The organism is Klebsiella sp. GN_Kp190 (assembly GCF_040061795.1).
Lineage (GTDB): Bacteria > Pseudomonadota > Gammaproteobacteria > Enterobacterales > Enterobacteriaceae > Klebsiella > Klebsiella michiganensis.
In genome coordinates, this window is the sequence record NZ_JBEAFN010000027.1 from 288829 (window position 1) to 313714 (window position 24886).

Here is a 24886-nt window from a genome sequence, read left to right on the forward strand (position 1 = left end):
TGAATCGCCACGGCAACCGATAGCGCCCGGCAACCGCGGGCGCGTTATCCTGATGGAAGAAATCGCCTGGCGTGAGGGAAAGGGTTAAAAACCGCTACCGGCGTGCAGTGCTGCACGACCAATCTCCACCGGCATCCCTGAACGGCGTTCAAGCGCCTGCTCCGCGTGATTCACATCCACCCCCTCGCCCTTCACAAAGGCCTGAATCGCCGGCGTGATGGGGAGCGGCACCTTCCGGTCCGATTCATACTCCGCGCGGTTACGCGACAACGGTTCGTGAACTTCAACCCAGAGGCTGCCGTCCGGCTCGGCGGTATACTTCACCGGCTGGTCGATGATTTGCACGCGCGTCCCGACCGGAACGGTATCAAACAGGTATTTGATGTCGTCGTTACGCAGGCGGATGCAGCCCTGGCTCACGCGCAGGCCAATGCCGAAATTGGCGTTGGTGCCGTGGATCGCGTAGAGCCTGCCGATGTAAATCGCGTACAGGCCCATGGGATTATCCGGCCCTGCGGGCACAAACGCGGGCAGGCTTTCGCCACGGCTGGCGTATTCACGACGGGTATTGGCGGTGGGCGTCCAGGTCGGCGCCTCCTGCTTACGCTCCACGGCGGTGACCCAGTTACGCGGGGTTTCGCGTCCTGCCTGGCCAATGCCAATCGGCAGAACGTCAACCGTTGTGCCATCGGGCGGATAGTAGTAGAGACGCATTTCGGCCACGTTGATCACGATCCCGTTGCGAACCGTGGCGGGCAGGATAAGCTGCTGCGGGACCACCAGCGTGGAGCCCGACTTCGGCAGGTACACGTCGACGCCGGGGTTGGCCTCAAGCATATTACTCAGGCCCTGACCGTACTGAGCGGCGAAGGCCTCCAGCGGCTGGGTATTGTGTTGCGGAATGGTGATGGTCAGCGGGCTGCCCACCAGGCGGCTTCCTTCCGGCGGCAACGGATAGCTCACCGCCAGAGCGCTCTGGCTGGTGAGGATCATAATAAGAGAACAAAGCAGTTTCACACGCCGCACAATTTCCCTTCCTTTGTGGCGATAATCGTGAATGAATTATAGCTTCGTTTACTCTTTCATATCAGATTTATCATCCTGCTAAATCTGATAATCGATTGCGGCCTCTTCCGGCTCCATCGCCTGACGTTTAATTTCCTCCAGCGACAGCCCCGCGTTACACAGTTCAATAAAGCGCCAGACGTAATTTCGCTGCAGCTGACCGCGCTTCAGGCCCAGCCAGACGGTATTGGCATCGAACAGATGGCGGGTATCGAGACGCGTAAAGGTATCAGATTCCCGCGCGTCGCCTGACTGCTCCGCCACCAGCCCTACGCCCAGCCCCAGCTCGACGTAGGTTTTGATAACGTCGGAGTCCTGAGCGCTTAATACGATATCCGGCATCAGCCCTTTACGGTTAAAGGCTTCGTCAATACGTGAACGCCCGGTAATCCCCTGGCGATAGGTAATGAGCGGCCAGCGGGCGATGGCATCGAGGGTTAACGGCGTCACCTGGGTCAGCGGGTGATCTTTGGGGACCAGCAGGCTGTGGTGCCAGCGGAACCAGGGGAAAGCCACCAGCGTCGGGTCGTTGCTCAAGCGCTCGCTGGCGATGCCGATATCCGCGCCGCCGTTGTGCAGCAGCGCTTCAATTTCCTGCGGCGTCCCCTGAACTAATTCAAGACGTACGTCGGAAAAGAGTTCGCGGAAGGCTTTGATCACCGGCGGCAGGCTATAGCGCGCCTGGGTGTGGGTGGTGGCGATGGTTAAGACGCCGGACGCATCGTTGGTAAACAGGTCCGCCAGGCGACGAACGTTGCTGGCTTCATTCAGAATACGCTCGGCAATCGACAGCAACGCTTTGCCCGGCTCCGTCATCCCCAGCAGGCGTTTGCCGCGGCGGATAAAAATCTCGATCCCCAGCTCTTCTTCCAGTTCACGAATATGACGGCTGACGCCCGATTGCGATGTATAGAGCATATTGGCGACTTCCGTCAGGTTGTAATCCTGACGGGCCGCTTCACGAATAATTTTGAGTTGCTGGAAGTTCACCCTTTCCTCCGGGCTATCAGACATAATATATGCACTATTGTTAAAGTCTGTTGTCCCTGCTAACAAATAATAAAAACCAGCAACTTATTCCATTCAGGAATATAGCCTAACTGACTAACAATAATTCACGGTTTTCCAGCGACGGACGGCTCACCAGCGACATTAAAATTTCCTTAACCGCCTGCGCCTGCGGCGACAGACTGCCGCGTGCCGACATATTGACCGACAGCGACAGGCTCATTGACGGCGTGCTGATGCGCGCCATCCAGCCATTCGCCGCGCTGCACAGCGAACGGGCGGCGGACTCAGGCAGAACGGTGACGCCCATGCCGCTGGCAATAGCCGCCGTCAGGGTGGTAATGGATTCAATTTCGCCGATAATTTTTGCCGACAGTCGACGCAGAGTGAAGGCTTCGGTGACCCTTGCGCGAACGGCGCTGTAATCACGCGGCAGGAACAGATTCATTTCCGCAACCGCCGTCAAATCCACGCTCTGCCCCGGGCAATCCCGGGTTCCGACCAGGTAGAGATCTTCCTTCAGCAGCGGCTGACTGACGATCCCGGCGACCGGGGAACGTTCATAGAGCACGGCCATATCCAGCTGACCGTCGATAAGCTTATCGTTGAGGATCGTTCCGCTGCTTTCCTGCAGATAGACCATAACTTCCGGCAGCTCGTTACGCACCGTTTGCAGCAGCGGCATGGTAATGGCCGAAGCCGCCGTGCCCGGAGCCAGCCCAATTGACACCTGGCCGCTTAGCGTCTGACCGACGTTGTTAACCGCCAGCTGCGCCTGCTCGCACTGGCGCAGGATAGTCCGGGCGTGGGTGTAAAGGATCTTGCCCGCTTCGGTCGGCGTCACGCCGCGCTTGGTGCGGATCAACAACTGCTGGTCCAGCTCGCCTTCCAGGGTCGCAACCTGCTGGCTAAGCGCCGGTTGTGCGATGTGCAAGACTTCAGCGGCCTGGGTCAGACTGCCGATATCGACGATTTTCACAAAATACTTCAGTCGTCTTAAGTTCATTTTGCCTCCTGTAAGGAACACCAGTACCAACACTGGCCGTTTAGATGCAGAAGGTTTTGCAATTTGCTTGCCAGCTTTTTTGCGGGGACGCAAATGCCGCTGCAGGCCGCGTAATAAGGGATACTGATAGCAAACCGCGATTTTGTTGCCCGGTAAGCGGATTGCGGTATGCCCCATTAGGGGTATAAATGCACCGCAACGGTGCATCCGGCGGCGCAATGCCGTAAAAACAGGCACTCTGCTGAAATTGTCAGCAAACGAACAAGTTAAGGTGATTCAGGCTTTGACAAGGGGGATGGTCATCGTTAATATGCGCCCCGTTTACACGATTCCTCTGTAGTTCAGTCGGTAGAACGGCGGACTGTTAATCCGTATGTCACTGGTTCGAGTCCAGTCAGAGGAGCCAAATTTAAGAAGCCTGCTTTCGAGCGGGCTTTTTGCTTTCTTACTCTCTCATTTCAGCCAGATCGTCTTCTTTAGTAACCCCCCGCACGCGTTCTGCAACCGCCTCACTCCTCTGGCTGTAACAGAGGAAAACCCCATAACTTATTAATATCAATTGTTTACGCAAATAAACGAGGGTGAGTACAGGCTGCGGACGATCCAGCCATTTTTCATCTTTTGTATCTTAATATAGCGTCCCGAGTCCGGATCGGGGCTAAAAAAGACTTTTTGCATCATTCCCTCGATCATATTGTCGGCTTTCCGCTTCGAGATGGTCGTTTGGGTTAAGTGGTAAATGTTATTAGCTTTCTTTGCATAGATGAAATGATACGATCTTTCGACATTGTACTTGACGTTATCGACTATCACTTTTCCGGAAACGTCAAAATAACCGCTGTTATTTCCCCGCATCAGCAAGAAAGTTTTAAAGTTTGCATCAAAGCCAAATGAGCCCGATTCAATTCGCAAATTTGCGGAACAATCAAAATCGTTTTGCTGATGAAAATGATTTATCAGCCAGCCGCAAACAAAAACAGCAAATAAAATTGACAGCAGAACATAAACGCGCTTTACCTTAACGTTATTCAGGAATTTCATAATCAGGCCTATAGTAGTTCTCACATGAATACAGCGCACCTGGTTTTATTTTTGAGTAGATACAGTGGGCCAAAAAAATCCTTCCCTCATTGGCTTTTAATACAGATTCCGAAATATTAAAGTAAAAAACGCTGTTGCCTAAGCACACCATTTTCTGTTTTGCGATCAGCTGGCGGACCAGAACCATCATCTTTTGCTGTTGCTCATTCGGTATGGCGTTAAAAGTTCTGACCGGGCAAGAATCAATGCTTCCCAGATAATAGCCTTCATCCTGGCCGGCCGCAAAAATCAGGCGATATCGGTCGGCACTCACGCTCCAGAAAAGGATAACCAACACAAATAGCGCAAGCAGCGCATAGCCAGACTTTTTTGCCCATCCCGCAGAAAATTTACGTGTTCCCTTATGTGTACAGCCGCTGCTGCTTAACGCAATAGCTTCCGCATCGTTTTCATTACGTATGACAGGGGCTGAATTATCCACCCTCTCAATCAGTATGCTCGCGGACACCATAAACCCAACCCGGGGCACGGTAACGATAATCTCCTCGACACAGCCCATATTCCTGAAGATGGCTCTCAGGTCAGAAATATATTTATTGAGGCTATGGCTAGAGGTCCGCAGCCCATGCGCATCCCAGACTTTTTCAAGTATCTCGTTCCTGTAAACCACATGCTCCCTGTGGTCTAAAAGGAACTTAAGCAGGCGGCTTGTGGTGGCTGTCAGCGTGACGCATGAGTCTTCATCGAGCCATATCAGCCCATCATCGCTCCTGAAATGGATCGTTCCTTGAATTTTGTAGATCATAAACCAGCCTTACAAATAATCCTCAGTCGCACACAATCCGCACATCAGGCACATGCGCAGTATTTTATACTGATAACAACCTTAACTTTATTGTAAATTGAATTTTAACACCTAAAAACCAATAAAAGAGAATACATATAACTAAAAAAAAACACAATGCTATTATTGCCTTCATCGAAACACACGGCGTAACCAGGCCCATCTGAGCTAACCTTGCGCCTGAAACAATATAGACCACCAGAACATCATTCGGGATGTATGAGCTGAACGCGTCCTGAAGCTGTGAGAACCGAGGGGATAAATGATGATTAAATAATACCATCACGCAATTAACTACCTGATACATGAAATGACCAGGGATGATATTTTCACCGCCTGAATTAGCGTCCTGAAGACAGCGTAAAAGCGAGAATCCGGACACCTCTATAGGGATATACGCAGGCAGATAAAAAGAAATCTGATTGGCTAAAGATAAAGATGTCAGACATTTATCAAGGAATGTTCCCTAAGAAAATTCCAATACAAAGAGTGTGCCTATTGTTCAGAGCTTAATGATAACTCAACCCTATCATTTTTAATTTACAAAAACCTATAAAAAAACAAATTATAAACCTTTAACGCCATTTACAATGAAAATCACAAACAAAACACCCACAAAATGATAACTTTGTAGTGGTTACATCTTTTAGAGCCTCAGCTGCATGCCTCATTGAGACGGGTGATGTTAGATTACTCTCAATTCGCTGAATGGTTTTATTAACGATGAGTTAAAGGTCAACCCAAGGATGAGATCGCGTTCAGATATGAATCTATCAACTAATATTTTATCTAAGGATAAATATTTCACTCTGGGCCTGATTGAACTGCTTGGAGTAGAGTTTATTGACAATTTCTTTTTGATTATAGATTTGGACTCTAACGACCTTTCGGGTTCGGAGTGGATTTATTTTTCAAATAAAAACATTGTTGCCTTCGCATCCAGCGACTTAGCTTTTTATAAGTCCGAGCCATTTGAAAAAATAACCGTACTGGACAAAAAAAGTAATACCAGAAGCATCCTGAATTTCTTTTTAAAGAAAGAAACTTCAGGAAACTATCATACAAAGTACCGGCTAAGCCTGCGTGAAAAGCAGATGTTAAGCATGTTAAGCAGAGGGGAAAGCAACCAGGAGATCGCAGAAGAGTTTGGCGTGAAACTTAAGACTATTTATACGCACCGCCGCAACCTGATGAATAAATTAGGTTGTAAAAACAGGATTACGTTTCAAAAGTTATTTTTCAACAATAAATGTTTTTTTAAGTGAAGCATAGCTTCAGGATTATTCATAAACAGGAGTTTTATCATGAACAAATTAGCACTTATCGTTATTTCAGCACTGTCCCTGAGTTCTGCTGCGGCTCTGGCCGATACCGTTACGGTGAACGGCGGTACGGTGCATTTTAAAGGGGAAGTGGTTAACGCGGCCTGCGCGGTTGATGCCGGTTCTATCGACCAGACCGTTCAGTTAGGCCAGGTTCGTTCTGCAAAGCTGGCGACCGCAGGCAACACCAGCACGGCTGTCGGCTTCAATATCCAGCTGAATGATTGTGATACCACCGTCGCCACCAAAGCCTCCGTCGCGTTTACCGGCACGGCGATTGACAGCGCCAACCCAACGGTACTGGCCCTGCAGAACTCCGCCGCGGGCGGCGCGACTAACGTCGGCGTACAGATCCTTGACCGTACCGGTACCCCGCTGGCGCTGGACGGCGCCGCCTTCGGCGCGCAAACCACGCTGAACGATGGCACCAACGTTATCCCGTTCCAGGCTCGCTACTACGCGACTGCCGCAGCCACTGCCGGTACCGCTAACGCTGACGCCACCTTTAAAGTGCAGTACGAGTAATTTTTTCATCAGGCAGGGAAGCGCGTCGGGCCAGGACGGCCCGTTATCCGAATAAGAGTGAGGGTGATAACGATGCAAAGAATGAAGTCTGGTCTGTTGATTTTATTGCTCCCACCGCTGGCGCTGGCAGGAAACCAGTGGGACACCATGCTGCCCGGCGGGAACATGCGCTTTCAGGGGATAGTCATTGCCGAGTCCTGCCGCGTTGAAGCGGGCGACCGGCAGATGACGGTCAAGATGGGGCAAATCAGCAGCAATCGGTTTCATTCGGCCGGGGAGGACACCAACCCCGTCCCCTTCGATATTCACCTGCAGGAGTGCAGTACCGCCGTGAGCCAGCGCGTTGGCGTGGCGTTTCACGGCGTCGCCGATGGTAAAAATCCGGACGTCCTCTCGGTTGGCGAGGGTCCGGGGATCGCGACCGGCATTGGCGTTGCCCTGTTTGATAAAACCGGCAGTCAGATCCCGCTCAATGCGCCCGCAGGGGCATGGACGCAGCTGCACACGGGGCCAACGACGCTGCATTTTGTCGCCAAATATCGTTCCACCGGGAATCAGGTCACCGGAGGAGCGGCAAATGCTCAGGCCTGGTTCTCCCTGACCTACCAGTAATCAGCGCCGGTAACAGGAATTCACCGTGAGAAAGAAAGAGATAAGCATGAAAAATAGACGGGCTACCACGCGCGGGATGCGCGGTTTACTGGCAGGACTCCTGCTGCTCTCCACCGCCGGTTTTACCGCTCAGGCACAGGCCGGCGTGGCGCTGGGCGCGACCCGCGTGATTTATCCGGCCGGGCAAAAACAGGCTCAGCTGGCGGTGACCAATAACGACGACAGCACCTATCTGATCCAGTCATGGGTAGAGAACGCCGATGGCGCGAAAGACGGGAGCTTTGTCATTACCCCGCCGCTGTTCGCCATGCAGGGGAAGAAAGAGAATACCCTGCGCATCCTCGATGCCACCAACGGCCAGCTGCCGCAGGACCGGGAAACGCTGTTCTGGATGAACGTCAAAGCAATCCCATCGATGGATAAATCAAAGCTCAGCGAAAACACGCTACAGCTGGCGATTATCAGCCGTATCAAGCTTTATTACCGCCCGGCCAAACTGGCGCTACCGCCGGATCAGGCCGCGGAAAAGCTGAAGTTCCGCCGCAGCGGAAGCTCACTCACGCTGATTAACCCAACCCCTTATTACCAGACGGTCACCGAGCTCAACGCCGGAACCCGGGTGCTGAAAAATGCGCTGGTCCCGCCGATGGGCGAAGCCAGCGTCAGTTTACCGTCCGATGCAGGTCGCGAGATTACATACCGGACGATTAACGACTACGGCGCACTCACCCCGCGTATGAAAGGCGTCATGCAGTAACTGACCGGGGAGCAGCGCTCTCCCCCTGAACGAAAAAAATAACGATGGCCGGGCGACTTTGGACCGGAGGGACTATGTCACATCTGAAATATGGACTCGACCACTTGGGCTCCCGGCGAATGACTCCAGGATCTGCGCGCGTATTCGCGCAGATCCCCCTTGCCCTTTTACTTTCCTCACCGGCTTTTTACGCGCAGGCGGAGCTCTATTTCAACCCACGCTTTCTGGCGGACGATCCCGCCGCCGTGGCGGATCTGTCCGGTTTTGAAAAGGGCCAGGAGCTGCCGCCGGGTACCTATCGCGCGGATATCTACCTGAATGACGGGTATATGACCACCCGCGATATCACCTTTAATGCCGCTGAAAAGGGCCACGGGCTGGCCCCCTGCCTGACCCGCGGACAGCTGGCCAGCATGGGCGTGAATACCGCGGCCATTGCCGGAATCGACGTGCTGGCGGCGGATGCCTGCGTACCGCTAACCGAGATGATCAAAGACGCCACCACCCGCTTTGATGCCGGGCAGCAGCGGCTGTATCTGACCGTGCCCCAGGCGTTTATGGGCAACCGCGCCCGCGGCTATATTCCGCCTGAGCTCTGGGACCACGGAATTAACGCCGGGCTACTGAACTACAACTTCACCGGCAACAACGTGCACAACGACGTCGGCGGCAGCAGCAACTACGCGTACCTGAACCTGCAGAGCGGGCTGAACCTCGGCGCCTGGCGCCTGCGCGACAACACCACCTGGAGCTACAGCAGCAGCGGCAGTTCGACGACCAATGAAAACAAATGGCAGCATATCAACTCGTGGCTTGAGCGTGATATTACGCTACTGCGTTCGCGCCTCACGCTGGGCGATAGCTACACCAACGGCGACGTCTTTGACGGCATTAACTTCCGCGGCGCGCAGCTAGCTTCCGACGACAATATGCTGCCGGACAGCCAGAAGGGGTTCGCCCCGGTCATTCACGGGATTGCCCGGGGCACGGCTCAGGTATCGGTCAAACAGAACGGCTATGAGATCTACCAGAGCACGGTGCCGCCCGGCCCGTTTACCATCAACGATCTCTACGCCGCGGGCAACGGCGGCGACCTGCAGGTGACCATCAAAGAGGCCGACGGCAGCAGCCAGGTGTTCACCGTCCCCTACTCGTCCGTTCCGGTGCTCCAGCGCGAGGGCCATACCCGCTATGCCGCTACCGCCGGCGAGTACCGCAGCGGCAGCAATCAGCAGGAAAAACCGAAATTTTTCCAGGGCACCCTGCTCCACGGCCTCCCGGCGGGCTGGACGCTGTACGGCGGCACCCAGCTGGCGGACCGCTACCGCGCCTTTAACCTCGGCGTGGGGAAAAACATGGGGGAGCTGGGCGCGCTGTCGCTGGATATCACCCAGGCCAACGCCACCCTGCCCGATGACAGCGAGCATCAGGGGCAGTCGGTGCGTTTCCTCTATAACAAGTCGCTGACGGATACCGGCACCAATATTCAGCTGGTGGGCTACCGCTACTCGACCCGCGGCTACTTCAGCTTCGCCGATACCACCTACAACAGGATGAGCGGCTACAACGTCGAGACCCAGGACGGGGTGATTGAAGTGAAGCCTAAATTCACCGACTACTACAACCTCGCTTACAACAAGCGCGGCAAAGTGCAGCTTAGCGTCACCCAGCAGCTGGGGCGCACCGCCACGCTCTATCTGAGCGGCAGCCACCAGACCTACTGGGGCACCGGCAAGGCCGATCAGCAGCTCCAGGCAGGACTCAACGCCGCCATCGACGATATCAACTGGACGCTCAGCTACAGCCTGACCAAAAACGCCTGGCAGCAGGGGCGCGACCAGATGCTGGCGGTCAACGTCAATATTCCGTTCAGCCACTGGCTGCGTTCCGACAGCAAGTCGGCCTGGCGGCACGCCAGCGCCAGCTACAGCATGTCCAACGATCTGAACGGCAGAACCACCAGCCTCGCCGGGCTGTACGGCACGCTGCTGGAGGGCAACAACCTGAGCTACAGCATGCAGACCGGCTACGCCGGCGGCGGTGAGGGCAACAGCGGCGGCACCGGCTACGCGGCGCTGAACTACCGCGGCGGCTACGGCAACGCCAACGTCGGCTACAGCCGCAGCGACGGTATCAAACAGCTGTACTACGGCCTGAGCGGCGGCGTGCTGGCCCACGCCGACGGCGTCACGCTGAGCCAGCCGATGAACGACACGGTGGTGCTGATCAAAGCCCCCGGCGCAGACAACGTCAAAGTGGAAAACCAGACCGGGGTTCAGACCGACTGGCGCGGCTACGCCGTGCTGCCCTACGCCACCGAATACCGGGAAAACCGGGTGGCGCTGGACACCAACAGCCTGGCCGATAACGTCGACCTGGACGATGCGGTGGCCAGCGTGGTGCCGACCCACGGCGCCATTGTCCGCGCGGAATTTAAGGCCCACGTCGGGCTCAAGCTGCTGATGTCTCTCATCTACAACGGAAAGCCGGTTCCCTTCGGCGCGCTGGTGACTTCTGACGGCAGCCAGGCCAGCAGCATCGTCGCCGATAATGGCCAGGTCTACCTGAGCGGGATGCCGCTGGCGGGCAAAGTGCGGGCGAAATGGGGCGAAGGTCCGAACGCCAGCTGCGAGGCTGACTACAGCCTGCCGCCGGAAAAACAGAACCAGCTGCTGATCCCGCTGTCCGCCGAGTGCCGCTAAGGAGACCATGATGAGAAAAACCCTGTATCTGCTGAGCGCCCTCGTATCGCTGGCGGTCAACAACGCCGGCGCGGCGGACAGCACCATCACCATCAGCGGCTACGTTCGGGATAATGCCTGCGCCGTGGCGGGTGAGTCGAAAGATTTTACCGTCGACCTGATGGATAACGCCGCGAAGCAGTTCCATGCGGTTGGGGCAACCACGCCGCTGGTGCCGTTTCGTATTGTGCTGTCGCCCTGCGGCAGCTCGGTTACCGCGGTGAAGGTCGGCTTTGTTGGCGTTGCCGACAGCATCAATACCGACCTGCTACAGCTCGACGGCGGCGCCTCAGCGGCGGCGGGGATGGGCGTGCAGATCCTTGACGCGCAGCAGACGGCGCTGCCGCTCAATGCCGCATCGTCAGCGATCCCCTGGACCACGCTGACCCCCGGCCAGACCAACACGCTGAACTTTTACGCCCGGCTGATGGCCACCCGGGTACCGGTGACCGCCGGACACGTTAATGCAACCGCAACATTCACGCTTGAATTTCAGTAACCGGAGGCGCTGATGAACCCGACCTATTCCGGATGGCTGCTGGCCGCGATGCTGGCGGCGTCCTCCCCGACGCTACAGGCCGCCGACGTCACCATTACCGTTAACGGCAAAGTGGTGGCCAAACCCTGTACCGTTTCCACCGTTAACGCCACCGTCGATCTCGGCGATCTCTATACCTTTAGCCTGGTCTCCGCCGGCGCCGCTTCGCCCTGGCACAGCGTGGCGCTCACCCTGAGCAACTGCCCGGTCGGCACGTCGCGGGTCACCGCCAGCTTCAGCGGTACGGCGGACGCCACCGGCTATTACAAGAACCAGGGTACCGCCGGCAACATCCAGCTTGAGCTGCAGGATGAGGGCGGCACCACGCTGAACACCGGCGCGAGAAAAGAGGTACAGGTCGACGACGCCACCCAGTCCGCCAGCTTCCCGCTACAGGTCAGAGCGCTGACGGTCAACGGCGGTGCGACGCAAGGAACTATTCAGGCGGTGATTAACGTCACCTATACCTACGCCTGAGCCAGGAGAACAGAGTAATGAAAAAGATAATCACCCTGCTGTTAACGCTGCTGCTGGCGGGCTGGTCGCTTAACGCCTGGTCGTTCGCCTGTAAAACCGCCGCCGGGGTGACAATCCCCATCGGCGGCGGATCGGCGAACGTTTACGTGAACCTCGCGCCGGCGGTCAGCGTCGGGCAGAACCTGGTGGTGGATCTCTCGACGCAGATTTTCTGTCATAACGACTTTCCGGATTCCATGATCGACTACGTAACGCTGCAGCGCGGCTCGGCCTACGGCGGGGTACTGTCGAGCTTTTCCGGCACCGTCAGGTATAACGGCATCAGCTACCCGTTTCCAACCACCAGCGAAACGGCGCGTATGACCTATAGCTCCATTGTTGATAGCCCCTGGCCTACCGTCCTCTATCTGACGCCCGTCAGTAGCGCAGGCGGCGTCGCCATTTCCGCCGGGTCGTTGATCGCGGTCCTGATCCTGCGTCAGACCAACAATAAGGATAACGACGACTTCCAGTTCGTGTGGAACATTTACGCCAACAATAACGTCGTGGTGCCAACCGGCGGCTGCGACGTTTCTGCTCGCGATGTGACGGTGACGCTGCCGGAATATCCCGCATCCGCCGCCATTCCGCTGACGGTTTACTGCGCGCAAAACCAGAATCTCGGCTATTACCTCTCCGGCACCACGGAGAACGCGGGCAACTCGATATTTACCAATACCGCCTCAGCGTCCCCTGCCCAGGGGGTGGGCGTTCAGCTGACGCGCAACGGTAGCGTCGTACCCGCCAACAGTACGGTGTCGTTAGGCAACGTAGGCACCTCGGCGGTCAGCCTCGGATTAACCGCCAACTACGCGCGCACCAGCGGGCAGGTGACCGCGGGTAACGTGCAGTCGATTATCGGAGTGACTTTTGTTTACGAATAATCTCCCGCCCCCCGGCGGCGGGCAGCCGCTCGTCGCTATCCTGTCGCCCTGTTCGCTGGCTGCCGAGGGGCTGAGCGGGATAATAGCGAAGGGAGGAGCCAGGCCCGTTGTGCTGCCCCCGGAGACGCCGCCCCTGCCTGCCGGCGTTCGCCGCGTGGTGGTGTTTCTCCCGGAAGGCCCCGCCGGGCTACTGGCAACCCTGAAGCGGGCCGCCGCGCTGCTGGCGCGGTCCCCCACGCCGCTGCCCATGCTGTTCCTGAGCCGCAGCCCGGCAAGCTGGCTGTGGCCCACCCTGGTGCATCAGGTCGCAGACCGGCGTTTGCTTACCGCCGTACGGGCCGCCGCTTCCGATTTGCCGGTCCCCTGCCTGGCGGCGCTGCTGCGCGACGCCGTGCTCGAAGAATACCCCTCTCTTGAGCAGCTGGCAGAGGATGAAACGCGAGCGCTCGGCAAGCGCCCCGCCGGGATCACCCGGCCGGAGCTGGACGCTATCCTCGGTTTACTCTGCGGCTACCGCGCCAGCGCTCAGGCTCAACGCCGCGGCATCAGCCACAAGACGCTCTACAATCAAAGAACCGCAGGATTAAAAAAAATGGTGGAACACCACCCTGAAATGGCCGCCCGCTTTCCCGGCAGCCAGATAAGAGACCAGAAAAGCGAGAGCATCGCCGCCCTTTCCGCTTTCGAGCGTGAACTTGTCCATGCGATCCACAGCCGCCAGATTTTTCCGGTATTTCAGCCCATTACCGATGAACACCATCAGGTAAAGGGAATGGAGATCCTCTCCCGCTGGAACCGAAACGGCAGCGTGCTGGCTGCCGGCGATTTTTTACCGCAAATACGCTCGGAATATGCCTGGCTGGTGCTCACCGCGTTTGTCCTTCAGGAAGCGGTGCAGAATATTAATCAGCATTCCGGCGAGTGTTATTTCGCCGTGAATATTCCCGCCGCCGTCGCCGGCAACGAGAACCTGCTTCGCATGATGGAAACCGCGCGCCAGCAGCTGCGTCAGCCGCACAGGTCGCAGAGGCTGGTGCTGGAGTTTGCTGAAAATACCGACCTCAACGGTCACGGCAAAATCGCCGAAAATATCGCCCGGCTGCAAAAGCGCGGCTTCCCTATCATGCTTGATGACTGCTTCTCGCAAAGCAGCGTAATGTTTCCGGTGCGCACGATGAGATTCAGCGCTTACAAGCTGGATATGAGCATCGTCAACGATATGCAGCGCGATCCGCACGCGCTGGCGCTGATCAGAAGCCTTATCTTCTACTGCCAGCTGACCGGCAGCCGCTGTATTGCCGAAGGCGTAGATAGCCTGGAGAAATTCAACAAACTGCAGGCGCTGGGAGTCGACCGCTTTCAGGGCAACTACCTCTCGGCGCCGGTAGGCAGGGAGAACGTGGCGGAGCTTCTTCAGCCGCTTTCGGGCGAGGCGGAGCATCGCGCCGGCATCGCGATACCGGTAACGCCCGATGGGAAACATCGGGCATTGGCGATACATCAGCGCAGCTCCGGCCAGTAGCCACGGTTGGCGGCGATCAGTTCATCAAGGATAGCTTTTGCGACCGAAGCGCTGGGTACCGTTTTGGACAGGGTCATCGCCTGCCAGAGCTTCTGATAGCTTCCTTCAACCCAGGCATCGACCACCAGTTTTTCAACCGCCACCTGCTGCTCCATCATCCCCTTTTGAAACAGCGGGATCTTACCCATCGCCAGCGGCTCGGGGCCATTAACGCCCACCAGGCAAGGCACTTCAACCATCGCGGTCTCGTCAAAATTCGCGATAGCGCCGTTGTTTTCCACAATCAGCAGCATTCTCTCCTGGGTGTTAAAGGCGATGGCGCAGGCGAGGTCGACGATAAAGGTCGCATGCGCCCCGGCATGGAAATGCGCCTCTTTGGCACTTTGCCGGGCGACGATCTCTCTGGCCATATCAAACACCTCCTTCTCTCTCCCCGCCATCACTTCATTGGCGCGAGTAAAGTCAGGGTCTGAATGGGCAACCTCATAGTCGGCATAAAAATAGTACTTCAGATAAGTATTGGGTAACGTATCGGTATCCAGCGCAAAAACGTCCTTCACCTTTTTGAAGGTCTCAATCCAGCTCGGCGCTTTATGCTGAAAATCCTCTTTCGGACTGCAATAGCCCAGCTCGGCAACGTGGTTTTTTAACGCCGGCATTAAATCGTTGCCGGCCTTATCGGTAATGCTGGTCCACCAGCCGAAATGGTTGAGACCAAAATAACGGACGTTCATCTCTTTACGCGATTTCAGCCCGAGAATATCGGCGAATAACCCTTCAATAGCCACCGGCATATCGCAGATATTAATAATTTTGGCTGTCGGGCGTAGTCGACGCGTGGCCTCGGCAACGATCGCCGCCGGATTGGAATAGTTGAGCATCCACGCGCCCGGCGAATACGTTTCCATGTAGTCAACCAGCTCAAGGACGCCGGCGATAGAGCGCATACCATAAGCAATACCGCCCGGGCCGCAGGTTTCCTGGCCAATCACGCCATATTTAAGCGGAATTTTCTCGTCTTTCTCGCGCATCTCATAGAGGCCGACGCGAATATGCGCCATCACGAAATCGACGCCCGTAAAGGCTTCCTGCGGGTCGGTGGTGAAGCTAAAAGCAACGTGCGGATAATGTTCAGCCACCAGAATCGCACAGGCTTCGCCAATCACGCGCTGGCGATCGTGATGATTATCATAGAGACGAATTTCGCTTAACGGAAACCTGTCCATATTTTCCAGCAGCATCATAACAATCCCTGGGGTATACGTACTGCCGCCGCCGGCTATGGTCACAACGAATTTATTTTTCATCTTCCACCTCATTATTCATGTACATCTAAATAGCGATTCACGGCATTACGGATTTTATTAACCCCTAAACCATAAATAACCTGAACGTGATTGCCTTTGATAATGACGCTGGTACCGCCGCTGGTCTTCAGAATGTGTTCCTGAATTAATGCGGGGTCCCGCACGTCAACCCGAAGCCGCGTAAAACAGTTCTCGACCGAACAGACATTTTCTTTGCCGCCAAGGCCCAGAATGACCTGCTCGCCGGAAGCCCTGTCAGGCGCGCTTACGCTTGCCGGTTGGTTAGCCCCCTCCCCCTGCTGCTCCTGGCCCGGCGTACGCATTTTGAAACGCAGAATCAGAAACTTACCGATATAAAACATCGTCGCGGTTTCCATTAAACCCAGCGCGACAAACACAGGCCAGCGCGTGAGGTGCGCTCCCGCCGGAATGTTGTAAACAATAAAATCGATAATGCCGTTGGTGGCGCAGACCCGCACATCCAGCAGCCACGCCAGCATCTGGAAAAAACCGTCCAGTAATGAATAAACCAGCCATAGCAACGGTGCGGTAAAGATAAATAAGAACTCAAAAGGTTCGGTGATCCCCACCAGGAATGAAGTCACAATCAAAGGAATCAGCGTGATTTTCAACTTTTGCTTATTTTCCGGCCTGGCGGTTGTATAAAAGGCCAGGGCCATTCCGGCGGTACCGAAAATTTTCACCATGCCGTAGGTGAGAAATCGCGCCGAGTCGCTTAACGGCCCGGCGCTATGGGCAATTTCAGCGAGGAAAATCGGTTTTGCCCCCACCACCGTCTGGCCATCAATCAACAGCTGTCCGCCAATGGAGGTAAAGACAAAGGGCGACCAAATCAGGTGGTGTAGCCCGGTCGGGATAAGAAAACGATTGAGAAAACCGTACAGAAAAACGCCGACGGCGCCGAAGGTTTTCATCACCCCGGTCAGCGCCGATATGCCGTGTTCAACAATCGGCCAGACGTACACCGTGGCGATGGCAAACACGCCGACCAGCGGGATCATTACGATCAGAACCAGCTTGCTGTTGCCGTAGATAGAGAAGGCGCCGCGAAACTCAATGTCGACAAACCGGTTGTGAATAAAGGCGACCGCGTAGCCAAGGATAATGCCAAGAAACACGCCCATATCAATGACCTGGAAGCCAAAAATAAAGGTTTGCCCGCTGCCGTAGAGCTGCGCGTTGCTGCTACCGGCGGCCAGGCGCTGCGTCAGGGTTAGCCAACTGTTATTCGCCGCCAGGTACATAAACCAGGTCATTGCGGCAACAAAAGCCGCTTCCGCTTTTCGGGTTTTTGCCAGCCCGCCGGCCAGCCCGAGGCAAAAGAAGAAGCCAAGATTGTTCATGATGGCCCAGAGCATGCTGGAAACGTATTTCCCCAGCAGATAAAGCGAGCTCTCTTCCGCGACCCAGATTTTATTGGTTGTCATACTAAACAACGCAATCAGCAGACCAATAACCGGCAGATACAAAACCGGCCCAATCATGGCCTTCGAAAAATCCTGTAATTTTTTTACCCCGATCATCCTCACCCCCTGTCCCGCACATCGGCCGTCAGCGCCCGATACATGCGTTTCAGCCTATGCGCCGGCAGACATAATTCAGAGCGGTGAAATCGTCATCTGTGATGAAAGTCATATCTCTCTTGCGGCAACAGATATATAAGTAAAAGCAGATAAATAGATGACAGAGACAAAACAACGCCCCGCAATGATAAAAATACGTTAATTATTAAAAAGATAAAATTATAATCCGCTGACAGAACACACCACGAGAAATCTATAAGTGATATATAAAACAATCGCAGACAGGCTAAAAAATCGCATCAATAGCGATGAATTCGAGGTGGGAGATGCGCTACCGAGTGAAAAAGCGCTGGCCGGGGAGCTACAGGTCTCCGTCATGACCCTGCGCAAGGCGCTCACGCTGCTGGAAAGTGAGAAGCTGATCGTCAAACGCCACGGCAGCGGTTCATACGTGGCGCGTAAGAGCAATTATCGCGGCGGGGAACTTGACGGCTTCAACTACCAGATGCACATCGGCGGCGTCACCAACTATCGCAATAAGGTCATTGAGTTCACGATGCTTGATGCGCCTTTGGCTATCGCACAACAGTTGAAAATTGAGCCGGGAGAGAAGGTCTATTACGTCAGACGCATTCGGATGATTGACGACGTACCTATTCTGATTGAGAACAGCTATATACCGGTGGCGATTTTTCCCTGGCTAAGCGTTGGAAATCTGGAAAGATCGAAATTTAACTATTTCAAGAAAGAGTGCAATATCACCATCCTGGAGAGCCACCGCAGCTATACCCCGGTTCTGGCCACCCGGGAGCAAGCAGAGCTCTTACAGGTTCCACAAAACAGCCTGCTGCTACGGGTGCAGTCGATCAGCTATGCCCATAACAATACCATTGTTGATTTATCCGATATTTACCAGAATACCAACAAATACAATGTTAAACATATTACGCGCCGCTAAATACCGCGGGATACGGCTGACGCAGGCCACCGAGAGCCGTCCAGCGTCAGCTGACGATAGACGACAGCTGACGATTCTGCGTCGGCAAACGACTACCAGCCGCAGACGTTAGTCTCTTCGTCGGACTCGTAGCCGCGGACAATATTAATCAGATCTTTTACCGCATCGGCCGCCGTCTGCGGATCCTGCAGCTCAGCCAGAGAAGCAAACTCGCTATCGACCGAGACGCCGTTATTATTGTTGGTCACCGTCAATATAAATCCCTTTCCTCCGGCGTTTTCCACCGACAGCGTGGAAATAAGCTCAGCCACGGCCTGGGTGGCAATATCAGGGACATAAAGGGCCATCGGTTTAAGATACACTTTTTCTTTTTTATCTTTATTATTCCCGTTGATCAGCGCTAACGCATAGCCTTTATTTTCACTGTTCATATTATCCCTCGATAAGAATTTTAGGATCAACGTAAAAGTCCACGTTAAATACGGTATCCTCGGTTAACGCCTCGATGCGGTGCCACTTTTCGGGCGGAAAAACGCCAAATTCACCTTCGGCAATGGTCAGGGTTTCCACCGGTTCCGCGCTGGTTTCATCGGCATATCCGAGATAGCGTATCGCCCCTCGCATCACCGACAGGCGCGGATAGACGCCCTGCCGGGTACCGGCATCCAGATGCCGCTTCCAGATTGAGGCCGGCGCCGTCCGCTTCGTCCACAGCGGCGTGCTCCGGGTATGCACATAGTGGGTAGGAATAATGATTCGCTGCATGATTTCACCTCTCTTAACGCACCACATATACGGTCGAAAATGGGAAAATATGTTGCATATGATATACCCTTTTTAATCATTGCGGGTATTATTTTTTACCAATGCGTTTTCCTAACCCTTATTGTACTCATTAGGGATTAGATCTATTCAAAAATAAATATGGGCGATTTTAGATAAACTAGAACCGCCCATATTAAAAGGCAAATTACTTATTTTCAGGTGAACTGAGCGGTCCCGGTTTACCGATTAAATACCCCTGGACCAGGTCACAGCCTAATTTGCGTAAGGACTGCAGCTGCTCTTCTGTTTCGACACCTTCGGCCACGATGCGCATATGCAGGCTTTTACCCATGCTGATAATCAGCCGCACGATATCGAGGTCATCTTTCTGATCGGGAATGTTAATCACAAAAGAGCGGTCGATTTTTATCTTATCGAACGGGAAATAGCTTAGCCGCGATAGCGAAGAATAGCCGGTGCCAAAATCATCAATGGAGATCTGCACCCCGAGCTCGCGCAGCTGGCTCAGGATCTCGAGAGAACGGGTATTTTCGTTAAAGACGTCAGACTCGGTAATTTCCAAATCCAGCCGATACGGATCCAGCCCGGTTGTTCTTAAGATGGTTACCACGGTATCGGTCAGTGAACTGTTCATTAACTGAACCGGCGACACGTTAACCGACACTTTGAGCGGCGACGACCAGCTGGCGGCCGCTTCGCAGGCGGTTCGCAGCACCCACTCGCCCAGCTGATTAATCAGGCCAATCTTTTCCGCTACCGGAATAAATTCGGTCGGCGGGACGCTGCCGCGCAGCGGATGAAACCAGCGCACCAGCGCTTCGTAGCCGTAGATTTCACCGTTCATGGTGTCGGCTATCGGCTGGTAGTAAACCCTGAACTCACCTTTGTTCAGCGCCTGCATCAGGTCATCTTCAAAGGATTTATTCTCCTGCTGGCGCTGAAGCAGTCCGGGACGGAATACCTGAACGTTGCCGGAACCCTCTTTTTTCGCTTCATACAGCGCCAGGTCGGCGCATTTGTATAAATAGTCGGTACGGCTTTCCCCGTCAGAGATCACAATCCCGATACAGGCGCCAATCTGGATCAGCGAGTCGTAAATCTGATACGGCTGGCTGATCTTTTCCCGGATCACCTTCGCCCGCTCCAGCGCCATCTCTTCGGTTAAATCATGGGAAACCAGGGCAAACTCGTCCCCTCCCAGCCGGTAGAGCGTTTCTGACGTTTTGCGAAAAAAGGAGAGACGGCTGGCCAAATCCTGCAGCAGCTTATCCCCGGCATCATGACCCTGGGTATCGTTGACGTCCTTGAAATTATCCAGGTCAAACAGCATTACGACCGCCGAGCCGTTATAGGGCCGCACCTGATTGACGACCTCCTGCAGACGTTGCCAGAAAGAGAGACGGTTGGGCATCCCGGTCAGCGAATCATGATAGGCATCGTACTGCAGACGGCGGTTCTGCACCTGAAGCTTTTCTTTTGAGGCCTGCAGGTCGGTCGCCAGTAATTTCATCCGCACGTGGGCGCGACGCAGGGTGTTATTCTGCTTCAGCATCAACAGCCCGAGCGTGATACAGAGAACAATCAGCAGAATGGAAATCGCCGAATAGATGTAATAGAGATTTTGTATTTTATCGTGGGTCAGATTAACCAGATTAAAATCCTGGGCGAGCGAGGTGGACGCGAGTGAGGTCAACGGCCCGTCCAGGGTACTCATCTCCTGCAGCATCAGCTTCAGCTGCGCTGTCGTCATGGTGTCCAGCTGCTTATCCAGCCGGTCCAGAAGATCAATCAGGCTGTTAACTATCGCCTTACGGTGAGGATCTTTGCCGATAAACTTTCCCAAATCACCCTGCTGCAGCAGCGCAATCTGGCTCATCATAATTTCCAGACGCAGGCGCACCTCATCGTGGTCGCTTCCCTTCACTCCCAGCCCCATCGCGCTGAGTCGCGCCTCGAGGCGCATGTACTCGGAGACTATCTGGGAAACGGACCACGAATCAGTATAACGGGTTAATTTTTGCAGCTCACTTTGCCGCTCATGCACCAGATAAGTAATGTAACCGGTCACAATGAAGAGCGACAAAATAATGGCAGTGAGTATTCGATTCAAGATCAAACCCTTACTCAATTATAATCTTCGAAACCTGCCATGCCGAACGGGAATAATAAATCTGATTCTGCAATTCCGGGCTACTGTCGTAAGGATAAACAATAAATAAGGGCCCTTTATCACGAATGCGCATATATTCGCCGTTCATTTTTAAAGCCAAAATTACCGGAAATTTATGAAAGTCGTCCAGGGGGACAATGGTGGTGTAATCGTTGAGCGCCAGCACCCGGGCTGACTTGCCTTTGGCGCCGACTAAATCCATGAGTTTACTGAGGGAAATGCCGTCAAAGCGGACCTTGCCCGAATACCATGGCGTGGTCGTCACCAGCGTTTCCATCCCCAGCTTTTCTAATGCGGCGACATCAAAAACGGCGGTATCGCCCTCATTCGTATTAGCAATCAGGCCGGAAATAGTTAAAACGGGTTTGCCGACAGGCGCTGGCAGTTTTTCTGCAAAAGCGGAAGGCGAAACCATGACACAAAATAAAGCTGCAAAAATTAAACGCATTTAACTCACCCTTCCGAAATTGGAGACTTGTTAATTGTAAACCATTTAAGTCATTTCTTAAAAGGTGTCCCCGTTGGGTTCAAAAATTAAAATTAAAAACAATAAGCGAAGTCCTAAGCTCGCATTCTGAACGGGCTACAAGGGCGTTCATCCCCCGGCGAAGCAAACGCTTTATGCCTTTAAACGCCCAGAGCAGGTAAAAATCTTTTCACATGCCCTTCTGCGCGGTAGTCTCAGGACAGGCGCGAATTCGGAAAGCGTCTCATTCCAATAATTAAAAACTCAGCAACAGACAGGACAGGTATGGACTCAACGTTAATTTCTCAGCGCCCCGGCAAGGAGGCATGTTCACTCAACCGCGCCCGCAGAGCGGCCTGGGGCAGCTTCGCCGGGGCCGTGGTCGACTGGTACGACTTTCTTCTCTATGGCATCACCGCCGCGCTGGTATTTAACCGGGAATTTTTCCCGCAAATCAGCCCGGCGATGGGTACCCTCGCCGCCTTTGCCACCTTCGGCGTCGGCTTCCTCTTCCGCCCGTTGGGCGGCATTATCTTCGGCCATTTCGGCGATCGCCTCGGGCGCAAACGCATGCTGATGCTGACGGTATGGATGATGGGGATCGCCACCGCCTGTATCGGTCTGCTGCCCTCCTTCAACCAGATTGGCTGGTGGGCGCCGGTTCTGCTGGTCCTGCTGCGCGCCGTCCAGGGCTTTGCGGTGGGCGGCGAATGGGGCGGCGCGGCGCTGCTGGCGGTAGAGAGCGCGCCGAAAAATAAGAAGGCGTTCTACAGCAGCGGCGTGCAGGTGGGCTACGGCGTCGGATTGCTGCTCTCTACAGGGCTGGTGTCGCTGATAAGCTCCTGCACCACCGATGAACAGTTCCTCAGCTGGGGCTGGCGTCTGCCGTTCCTGTTTAGCGTCGTGCTGGTGCTGGCGGCGCTCTGGATCCGCAACGGCATGGCGGAATCCGCCGAATTTGAACAGCAGCAGCGCGAACAGCAGCTGCAGCCGAAGAAAAAGCGTCTGCCGGTCGTGGAAGCGCTGTTCCGCCATCCGGGCGCGTTCTTAATGATTATCGGCCTGCGCCTGTGCGAGCTGCTGACGATGTATATCGTTACCGCCTTCGCGCTTAACTATTCCACGCAGAATCTCGGCCTGCCGCGCGAGCTGTTTCTGAATATTGGCCTGCTTGTCGGCGCCATCAGCTGCCTGACGATCCCCTGCTTCGCCTGGCTGGCGGACCGCTTTGGCCGTCGCCGCGTCTATATCACCGGGGCGCTGATCGGCACCCTCAGCGGCTTCCCGTTCTTTATGGCGCTCGAAAGCCAGTCATACTTCTGGATCCTGTTTTTCGCGCTTATGCTGGCAAATATTGCGCACGATATGGTGGTTTGCGTTCAGCAGCCGATGTTTACCGAAATGTTTGGCGCCAGCTATCGCTACAGCGGGGCCGGCGTGGGGTATCAGGTTGCCAGCGTTGTCGGCGGCGGTTTCACGCCGTTTATCGCCGCCGCCCTGGTCACCTTATCCGGCGGCGCCTGGCATAGTGTCGCTATCTACTTGACCGCAGGCTGCCTGCTCTCCGCCCTTACGGCGATGCTGATGAAACCCAGCCGCCATGGCGAATAGCGTCGATAAGGAGAAATCATGATTCAGGAACCCTGCTGGCCGCTGCGCTTTAGCCACCAGCAGCTACCGGTTGGTTACTTTGCCGATCCCACCCTTGCCGAGCAGCCGCTGTTTGCCCGGGCGGGCGACGGTGAGGCGGTGGCTCAGCTCTGGCAGGCCCCGCAGGGGTTTGTGGTGCCGGGAAGCTACCGGAAATTTGCCGAACTCCCGGCGGTGAGCGAGCAGTTCGCCGGCCAGGGATGGCCGGTCTGGCAGCGCCGCTCCGGCGGCGGGCTGGTGCCACAGGGGCCGGGAATTGTCAATCTCAGCCTGGCCTGGCCGGTCTATCACTCGCTGGGCGAAGCCGCGGAGCCGATTTATCTTTTCCTCTGCGGCCTGTTGCAGCGCACGCTGGCGACCTTTGGCGTGGCCAGCCACTGCCGGGCGGTTAGCGGTTCATTTTGCGATGGTCGCTATAATCTGGCCTGCGGCGAGGGCGAGGAGGTGCGAAAAATAGCCGGCACGGCCCAGTACTGGCGACCGATGGCGGAAGGTCGAGGCCATGTGGTTCTCGCGCACGCGGTGGTATTGCTGGATGCCGACCTGGCGGCGGCTCACCGGGCGGCCAATGATTTCGAAGCCCGGCTTGGCAGCGGGCGGGAATACCGCGCCGATAAAACCGTGACCCTGGCGGAGCTGGTTTCAGAAGGTGCCGATTTGCTGCCCCGCTTTCGCGAGGCGCTGACGCAGCAGCTGGAAAATATCAGCTGAAGGTCGCCTTCAGATAGCGGCTAAACGTCTCTACCGCCCGCGATACGCGCGGCGTGTAGGGGCGAATGACGTACAGACTTTCCGCAAACGCATCCACCGGCCGCCATCCCGGCAGCAGCTCCTGAACCAGCCCGCGGCCAATCGCCTCCCTGGCGCTAAAATCCGGCAGTAAGGCAACGCCCAGCCCCGCCAGCACCGCGTCGCGCAGGGATTCGCTGTTATTGGTGGCAAACGGCCCCTGCACCTTCACGCTCACCCGCTCGTCGTCGCGCTCAAAGGTCCAGTGCGGGCTTTGCGGCCCGCGCGGGTAGGTGAGGCATTGATGCTGACGCAACGCGTCAGGCGAATCGGGGCGGCCAAAGCGGCGAATATAGTCCGCCGAGGCGACCACCAGGGTAGCCGTACGGCACAGCGGCCAGGCCACGTGGGTCTCCGGCAGCAGCTCGCGGCGACAGTGGCGAATAGCAAGGTCGAACCCCTCGCTGGCGAGCGACACCAGTCGGTCGGTCACCTCCAGCTGGAGATGAAGCTGCGGATGCTGGTACAGAAAAGGGGTGATGGCCGGGACCAGCTGCTGACGTGAAAATGCGACCGGTGCGGTCAGGCGCAGCGTACCGCGCAGGGGGCCGCCTTCCTCGTCGCAGGTGCCGGTAAAGATCTCGCGAATCTGCCCAAACGGCTCGTTCAGCTCCGCCACCAGCCGCAGACCATCTTCGCTTAAGGTCACGCTGCGGGTGGTTCGGTGCACCAGCGTTTTACCGGTAACCCGCTCCAGCTCGCTGATTTTCTGGCTGATGGCGGATTTGCTGACCGCCAGCTTTTCCGCGGCGCGGGTATAGCTTTTTTGCTCCTCCAGCACCGTAAGCCAGTACAGGTGGGTCCAGTAAATTTCCGGGCGGATCTCGCGCATAGC

The 24886-nt window shown here is 55.5% G+C and carries 24 protein-coding genes and 1 tRNA gene; 13 read left to right on the top strand and 12 right to left on the bottom strand.

What is annotated here, in order from left to right; translation table 11 throughout:
- Positions 1–84: 84 nt before the first annotated feature.
- The 3 genes from ldtA to nac form a co-directional block, all read right to left on the bottom strand.
- A complete protein-coding gene (ldtA, locus tag ABLU67_RS16275; RefSeq protein WP_025106067.1) occupies positions 85–1026 on the bottom strand; it encodes a L,D-transpeptidase in 942 nt (313 codons plus the stop codon).
- Between the two features lie 78 nt (positions 1027–1104).
- On the bottom strand, positions 1105–2055 hold the full coding sequence (gene cbl / locus ABLU67_RS16280) for an HTH-type transcriptional regulator Cbl (RefSeq protein WP_014229985.1): 951 nt from the start codon (positions 2053–2055) through the stop codon (positions 1105–1107).
- A 106-nt stretch (positions 2056–2161) separates the two neighbouring features.
- Entirely contained in the window at positions 2162–3079 is a 918-nt protein-coding gene (gene nac, locus ABLU67_RS16285; RefSeq protein WP_004852321.1) for a nitrogen assimilation transcriptional regulator NAC, read from the bottom strand.
- A 330-nt stretch (positions 3080–3409) separates the two neighbouring features.
- Between nac and ABLU67_RS16290 the strand changes: the two genes are divergently transcribed.
- Positions 3410–3485, top strand: a tRNA-Asn gene (locus ABLU67_RS16290).
- 149 nt (positions 3486–3634) lie between these two features.
- Here the strand turns inward: ABLU67_RS16290 and ABLU67_RS16295 are convergent.
- Together ABLU67_RS16295 and ABLU67_RS16300 are read right to left on the bottom strand one after the other, a co-directional pair.
- A complete protein-coding gene (locus ABLU67_RS16295) occupies positions 3635–4120 on the bottom strand; it encodes a hypothetical protein (protein WP_046877335.1) in 486 nt (161 codons plus the stop codon).
- Entirely contained in the window at positions 4104–4925 is an 822-nt protein-coding gene (locus ABLU67_RS16300) for a winged helix-turn-helix domain-containing protein (protein WP_025106066.1), read from the bottom strand. Before ABLU67_RS16300 ends, ABLU67_RS16295 begins: the two co-directional genes overlap by 17 nt.
- A gap of 803 nt (positions 4926–5728) precedes the next feature.
- On the opposite strand from ABLU67_RS16300, the gene ABLU67_RS16305 reads away from it, so the two are divergent.
- The 9 genes from ABLU67_RS16305 (at position 5729) to ABLU67_RS16345 (ending at position 14381) form a co-directional block, all read left to right on the top strand.
- Positions 5729–6229: a LuxR C-terminal-related transcriptional regulator gene (locus ABLU67_RS16305; protein WP_348852379.1), complete on the top strand. Its 501-nt coding sequence runs from the start codon at positions 5729–5731 to the stop codon at positions 6227–6229.
- Between the two features lie 39 nt (positions 6230–6268).
- Entirely contained in the window at positions 6269–6811 is a 543-nt protein-coding gene (gene fimA, locus ABLU67_RS16310; protein WP_014229989.1) for a type 1 fimbrial major subunit FimA, read from the top strand.
- A 72-nt stretch (positions 6812–6883) separates the two neighbouring features.
- The gene (locus ABLU67_RS16315) at positions 6884–7423 is read left to right on the top strand and encodes a fimbrial protein (RefSeq protein ID WP_014838896.1); all 540 of its coding nucleotides are present in this window, start codon (positions 6884–6886) and stop codon (positions 7421–7423) included.
- A gap of 76 nt (positions 7424–7499) precedes the next feature.
- Positions 7500–8180, top strand: coding sequence for a fimbria/pilus periplasmic chaperone (locus ABLU67_RS16320; RefSeq protein ID WP_170873304.1), 681 nt, complete (start codon positions 7500–7502; stop codon positions 8178–8180).
- Positions 8181–8254: 74 nt separating this feature from the next.
- A complete protein-coding gene (locus ABLU67_RS16325; protein ID WP_348852380.1) occupies positions 8255–10882 on the top strand; it encodes a fimbrial biogenesis usher protein in 2628 nt (875 codons plus the stop codon).
- A gap of 10 nt (positions 10883–10892) precedes the next feature.
- A complete protein-coding gene (locus ABLU67_RS16330) occupies positions 10893–11420 on the top strand; it encodes a fimbrial protein (protein ID WP_046877337.1) in 528 nt (175 codons plus the stop codon).
- 12 nt (positions 11421–11432) lie between these two features.
- The gene (locus ABLU67_RS16335; RefSeq protein WP_025106063.1) at positions 11433–11936 is read left to right on the top strand and encodes a fimbrial protein; all 504 of its coding nucleotides are present in this window, start codon (positions 11433–11435) and stop codon (positions 11934–11936) included.
- 17 nt (positions 11937–11953) lie between these two features.
- Positions 11954–12859, top strand: a complete 906-nt coding sequence (locus ABLU67_RS16340; protein WP_014229995.1) for a fimbrial protein — start codon at positions 11954–11956, stop codon at positions 12857–12859.
- Positions 12846–14381, top strand: a complete 1536-nt coding sequence (locus ABLU67_RS16345) for an EAL domain-containing protein (RefSeq protein ID WP_177342565.1) — start codon at positions 12846–12848, stop codon at positions 14379–14381. The genes ABLU67_RS16340 and ABLU67_RS16345 overlap by 14 nt, the downstream gene beginning before the upstream one ends.
- Here the strand turns inward: ABLU67_RS16345 and ABLU67_RS16350 are convergent.
- Both ABLU67_RS16350 and ABLU67_RS16355 read right to left on the bottom strand, forming a co-directional pair.
- Positions 14360–15688 (bottom strand): 6-phospho-alpha-glucosidase, encoded by a 1329-nt coding sequence (locus tag ABLU67_RS16350; RefSeq protein WP_348852381.1) that lies wholly within the window; start codon positions 15686–15688, stop codon positions 14360–14362. The two genes, ABLU67_RS16345 and ABLU67_RS16350, sit on opposite strands and share 22 nt — an antisense overlap.
- 11 nt (positions 15689–15699) lie before the next feature.
- A complete protein-coding gene (locus tag ABLU67_RS16355; RefSeq protein WP_348852382.1) occupies positions 15700–17232 on the bottom strand; it encodes a PTS transporter subunit EIIC in 1533 nt (510 codons plus the stop codon).
- Between the two features lie 259 nt (positions 17233–17491).
- On the opposite strand from ABLU67_RS16355, the gene ABLU67_RS16360 reads away from it, so the two are divergent.
- Entirely contained in the window at positions 17492–18190 is a 699-nt protein-coding gene (locus ABLU67_RS16360; protein ID WP_014229998.1) for a GntR family transcriptional regulator, read from the top strand.
- A 92-nt stretch (positions 18191–18282) separates the two neighbouring features.
- On the opposite strand, the gene ABLU67_RS16365 is transcribed toward ABLU67_RS16360, so the two are convergent.
- From ABLU67_RS16365 to ABLU67_RS16380, 4 genes are all read right to left on the bottom strand, one after another.
- Positions 18283–18621 carry a DUF1869 domain-containing protein gene (locus tag ABLU67_RS16365; protein WP_049079461.1) on the bottom strand — a complete coding sequence of 113 codons (339 nt, stop codon included), beginning with the start codon at positions 18619–18621 and terminating at the stop codon, positions 18283–18285.
- A gap of 1 nt (position 18622) precedes the next feature.
- Positions 18623–18955, bottom strand: a complete 333-nt coding sequence (locus tag ABLU67_RS16370) for a DUF1971 domain-containing protein (RefSeq protein ID WP_049079460.1) — start codon at positions 18953–18955, stop codon at positions 18623–18625.
- A 205-nt stretch (positions 18956–19160) separates the two neighbouring features.
- On the bottom strand, positions 19161–21086 hold the full coding sequence (locus tag ABLU67_RS16375) for an EAL domain-containing protein (RefSeq protein ID WP_057173926.1): 1926 nt from the start codon (positions 21084–21086) through the stop codon (positions 19161–19163).
- Between the two features lie 10 nt (positions 21087–21096).
- Positions 21097–21594, bottom strand: a complete 498-nt coding sequence (locus ABLU67_RS16380) for a molybdopterin-dependent oxidoreductase (RefSeq protein ID WP_032693833.1) — start codon at positions 21592–21594, stop codon at positions 21097–21099.
- A 303-nt stretch (positions 21595–21897) separates the two neighbouring features.
- On the opposite strand from ABLU67_RS16380, the gene shiA reads away from it, so the two are divergent.
- Together shiA and ABLU67_RS16390 are read left to right on the top strand one after the other, a co-directional pair.
- The gene (gene shiA / locus ABLU67_RS16385; protein WP_004852360.1) at positions 21898–23223 is read left to right on the top strand and encodes a shikimate transporter; all 1326 of its coding nucleotides are present in this window, start codon (positions 21898–21900) and stop codon (positions 23221–23223) included.
- Positions 23224–23241: 18 nt separating this feature from the next.
- The gene (locus ABLU67_RS16390; protein ID WP_181251562.1) at positions 23242–23973 is read left to right on the top strand and encodes a lipoate--protein ligase family protein; all 732 of its coding nucleotides are present in this window, start codon (positions 23242–23244) and stop codon (positions 23971–23973) included.
- Here ABLU67_RS16390 and ABLU67_RS16395 read toward each other — a convergent pair.
- Positions 23966–24883, bottom strand: a complete 918-nt coding sequence (locus ABLU67_RS16395) for a LysR family transcriptional regulator (RefSeq protein WP_348852383.1) — start codon at positions 24881–24883, stop codon at positions 23966–23968. The two genes, ABLU67_RS16390 and ABLU67_RS16395, sit on opposite strands and share 8 nt — an antisense overlap.
- Positions 24884–24886 lie beyond the last annotated feature (3 nt).

What these genes read in the sequence shown, in the direction of transcription:
- ABLU67_RS16325 (WP_348852380.1), top strand. Translation starts at nt 8,255, where the DNA reads ATGTCACATCTGAAATATGGACTCGACCACTTGGGCTCCCGGCGAATG.
- ABLU67_RS16395 (WP_348852383.1), bottom strand. Translation starts at nt 24,883, where the DNA reads ATGCGCGAGATCCGCCCGGAAATTTACTGGACCCACCTGTACTGGCTT.
- ABLU67_RS16305 (WP_348852379.1), top strand. Translation starts at nt 5,729, where the DNA reads ATGAATCTATCAACTAATATTTTATCTAAGGATAAATATTTCACTCTG.
- ABLU67_RS16320 (WP_170873304.1), top strand. Translation starts at nt 7,500, where the DNA reads ATGCGCGGTTTACTGGCAGGACTCCTGCTGCTCTCCACCGCCGGTTTT.
- shiA (WP_004852360.1), top strand. Translation starts at nt 21,898, where the DNA reads ATGGACTCAACGTTAATTTCTCAGCGCCCCGGCAAGGAGGCATGTTCA.
- ABLU67_RS16390 (WP_181251562.1), top strand. Translation starts at nt 23,242, where the DNA reads ATGATTCAGGAACCCTGCTGGCCGCTGCGCTTTAGCCACCAGCAGCTA.
- ABLU67_RS16355 (WP_348852382.1), bottom strand. Translation starts at nt 17,232, where the DNA reads ATGATCGGGGTAAAAAAATTACAGGATTTTTCGAAGGCCATGATTGGG.
- ABLU67_RS16370 (WP_049079460.1), bottom strand. Translation starts at nt 18,955, where the DNA reads ATGCAGCGAATCATTATTCCTACCCACTATGTGCATACCCGGAGCACG.
- ABLU67_RS16315 (WP_014838896.1), top strand. Translation starts at nt 6,884, where the DNA reads ATGCAAAGAATGAAGTCTGGTCTGTTGATTTTATTGCTCCCACCGCTG.
- ABLU67_RS16330 (WP_046877337.1), top strand. Translation starts at nt 10,893, where the DNA reads ATGAGAAAAACCCTGTATCTGCTGAGCGCCCTCGTATCGCTGGCGGTC.
- ABLU67_RS16335 (WP_025106063.1), top strand. Translation starts at nt 11,433, where the DNA reads ATGAACCCGACCTATTCCGGATGGCTGCTGGCCGCGATGCTGGCGGCG.
- ABLU67_RS16295 (WP_046877335.1), bottom strand. Translation starts at nt 4,120, where the DNA reads ATGAAATTCCTGAATAACGTTAAGGTAAAGCGCGTTTATGTTCTGCTG.
- ABLU67_RS16365 (WP_049079461.1), bottom strand. Translation starts at nt 18,621, where the DNA reads ATGAACAGTGAAAATAAAGGCTATGCGTTAGCGCTGATCAACGGGAAT.
- nac (WP_004852321.1), bottom strand. Translation starts at nt 3,079, where the DNA reads ATGAACTTAAGACGACTGAAGTATTTTGTGAAAATCGTCGATATCGGC.
- ABLU67_RS16350 (WP_348852381.1), bottom strand. Translation starts at nt 15,688, where the DNA reads ATGAAAAATAAATTCGTTGTGACCATAGCCGGCGGCGGCAGTACGTAT.
- ABLU67_RS16340 (WP_014229995.1), top strand. Translation starts at nt 11,954, where the DNA reads ATGAAAAAGATAATCACCCTGCTGTTAACGCTGCTGCTGGCGGGCTGG.
- ABLU67_RS16380 (WP_032693833.1), bottom strand. Translation starts at nt 21,594, where the DNA reads ATGCGTTTAATTTTTGCAGCTTTATTTTGTGTCATGGTTTCGCCTTCC.
- fimA (WP_014229989.1), top strand. Translation starts at nt 6,269, where the DNA reads ATGAACAAATTAGCACTTATCGTTATTTCAGCACTGTCCCTGAGTTCT.
- ABLU67_RS16300 (WP_025106066.1), bottom strand. Translation starts at nt 4,925, where the DNA reads ATGATCTACAAAATTCAAGGAACGATCCATTTCAGGAGCGATGATGGG.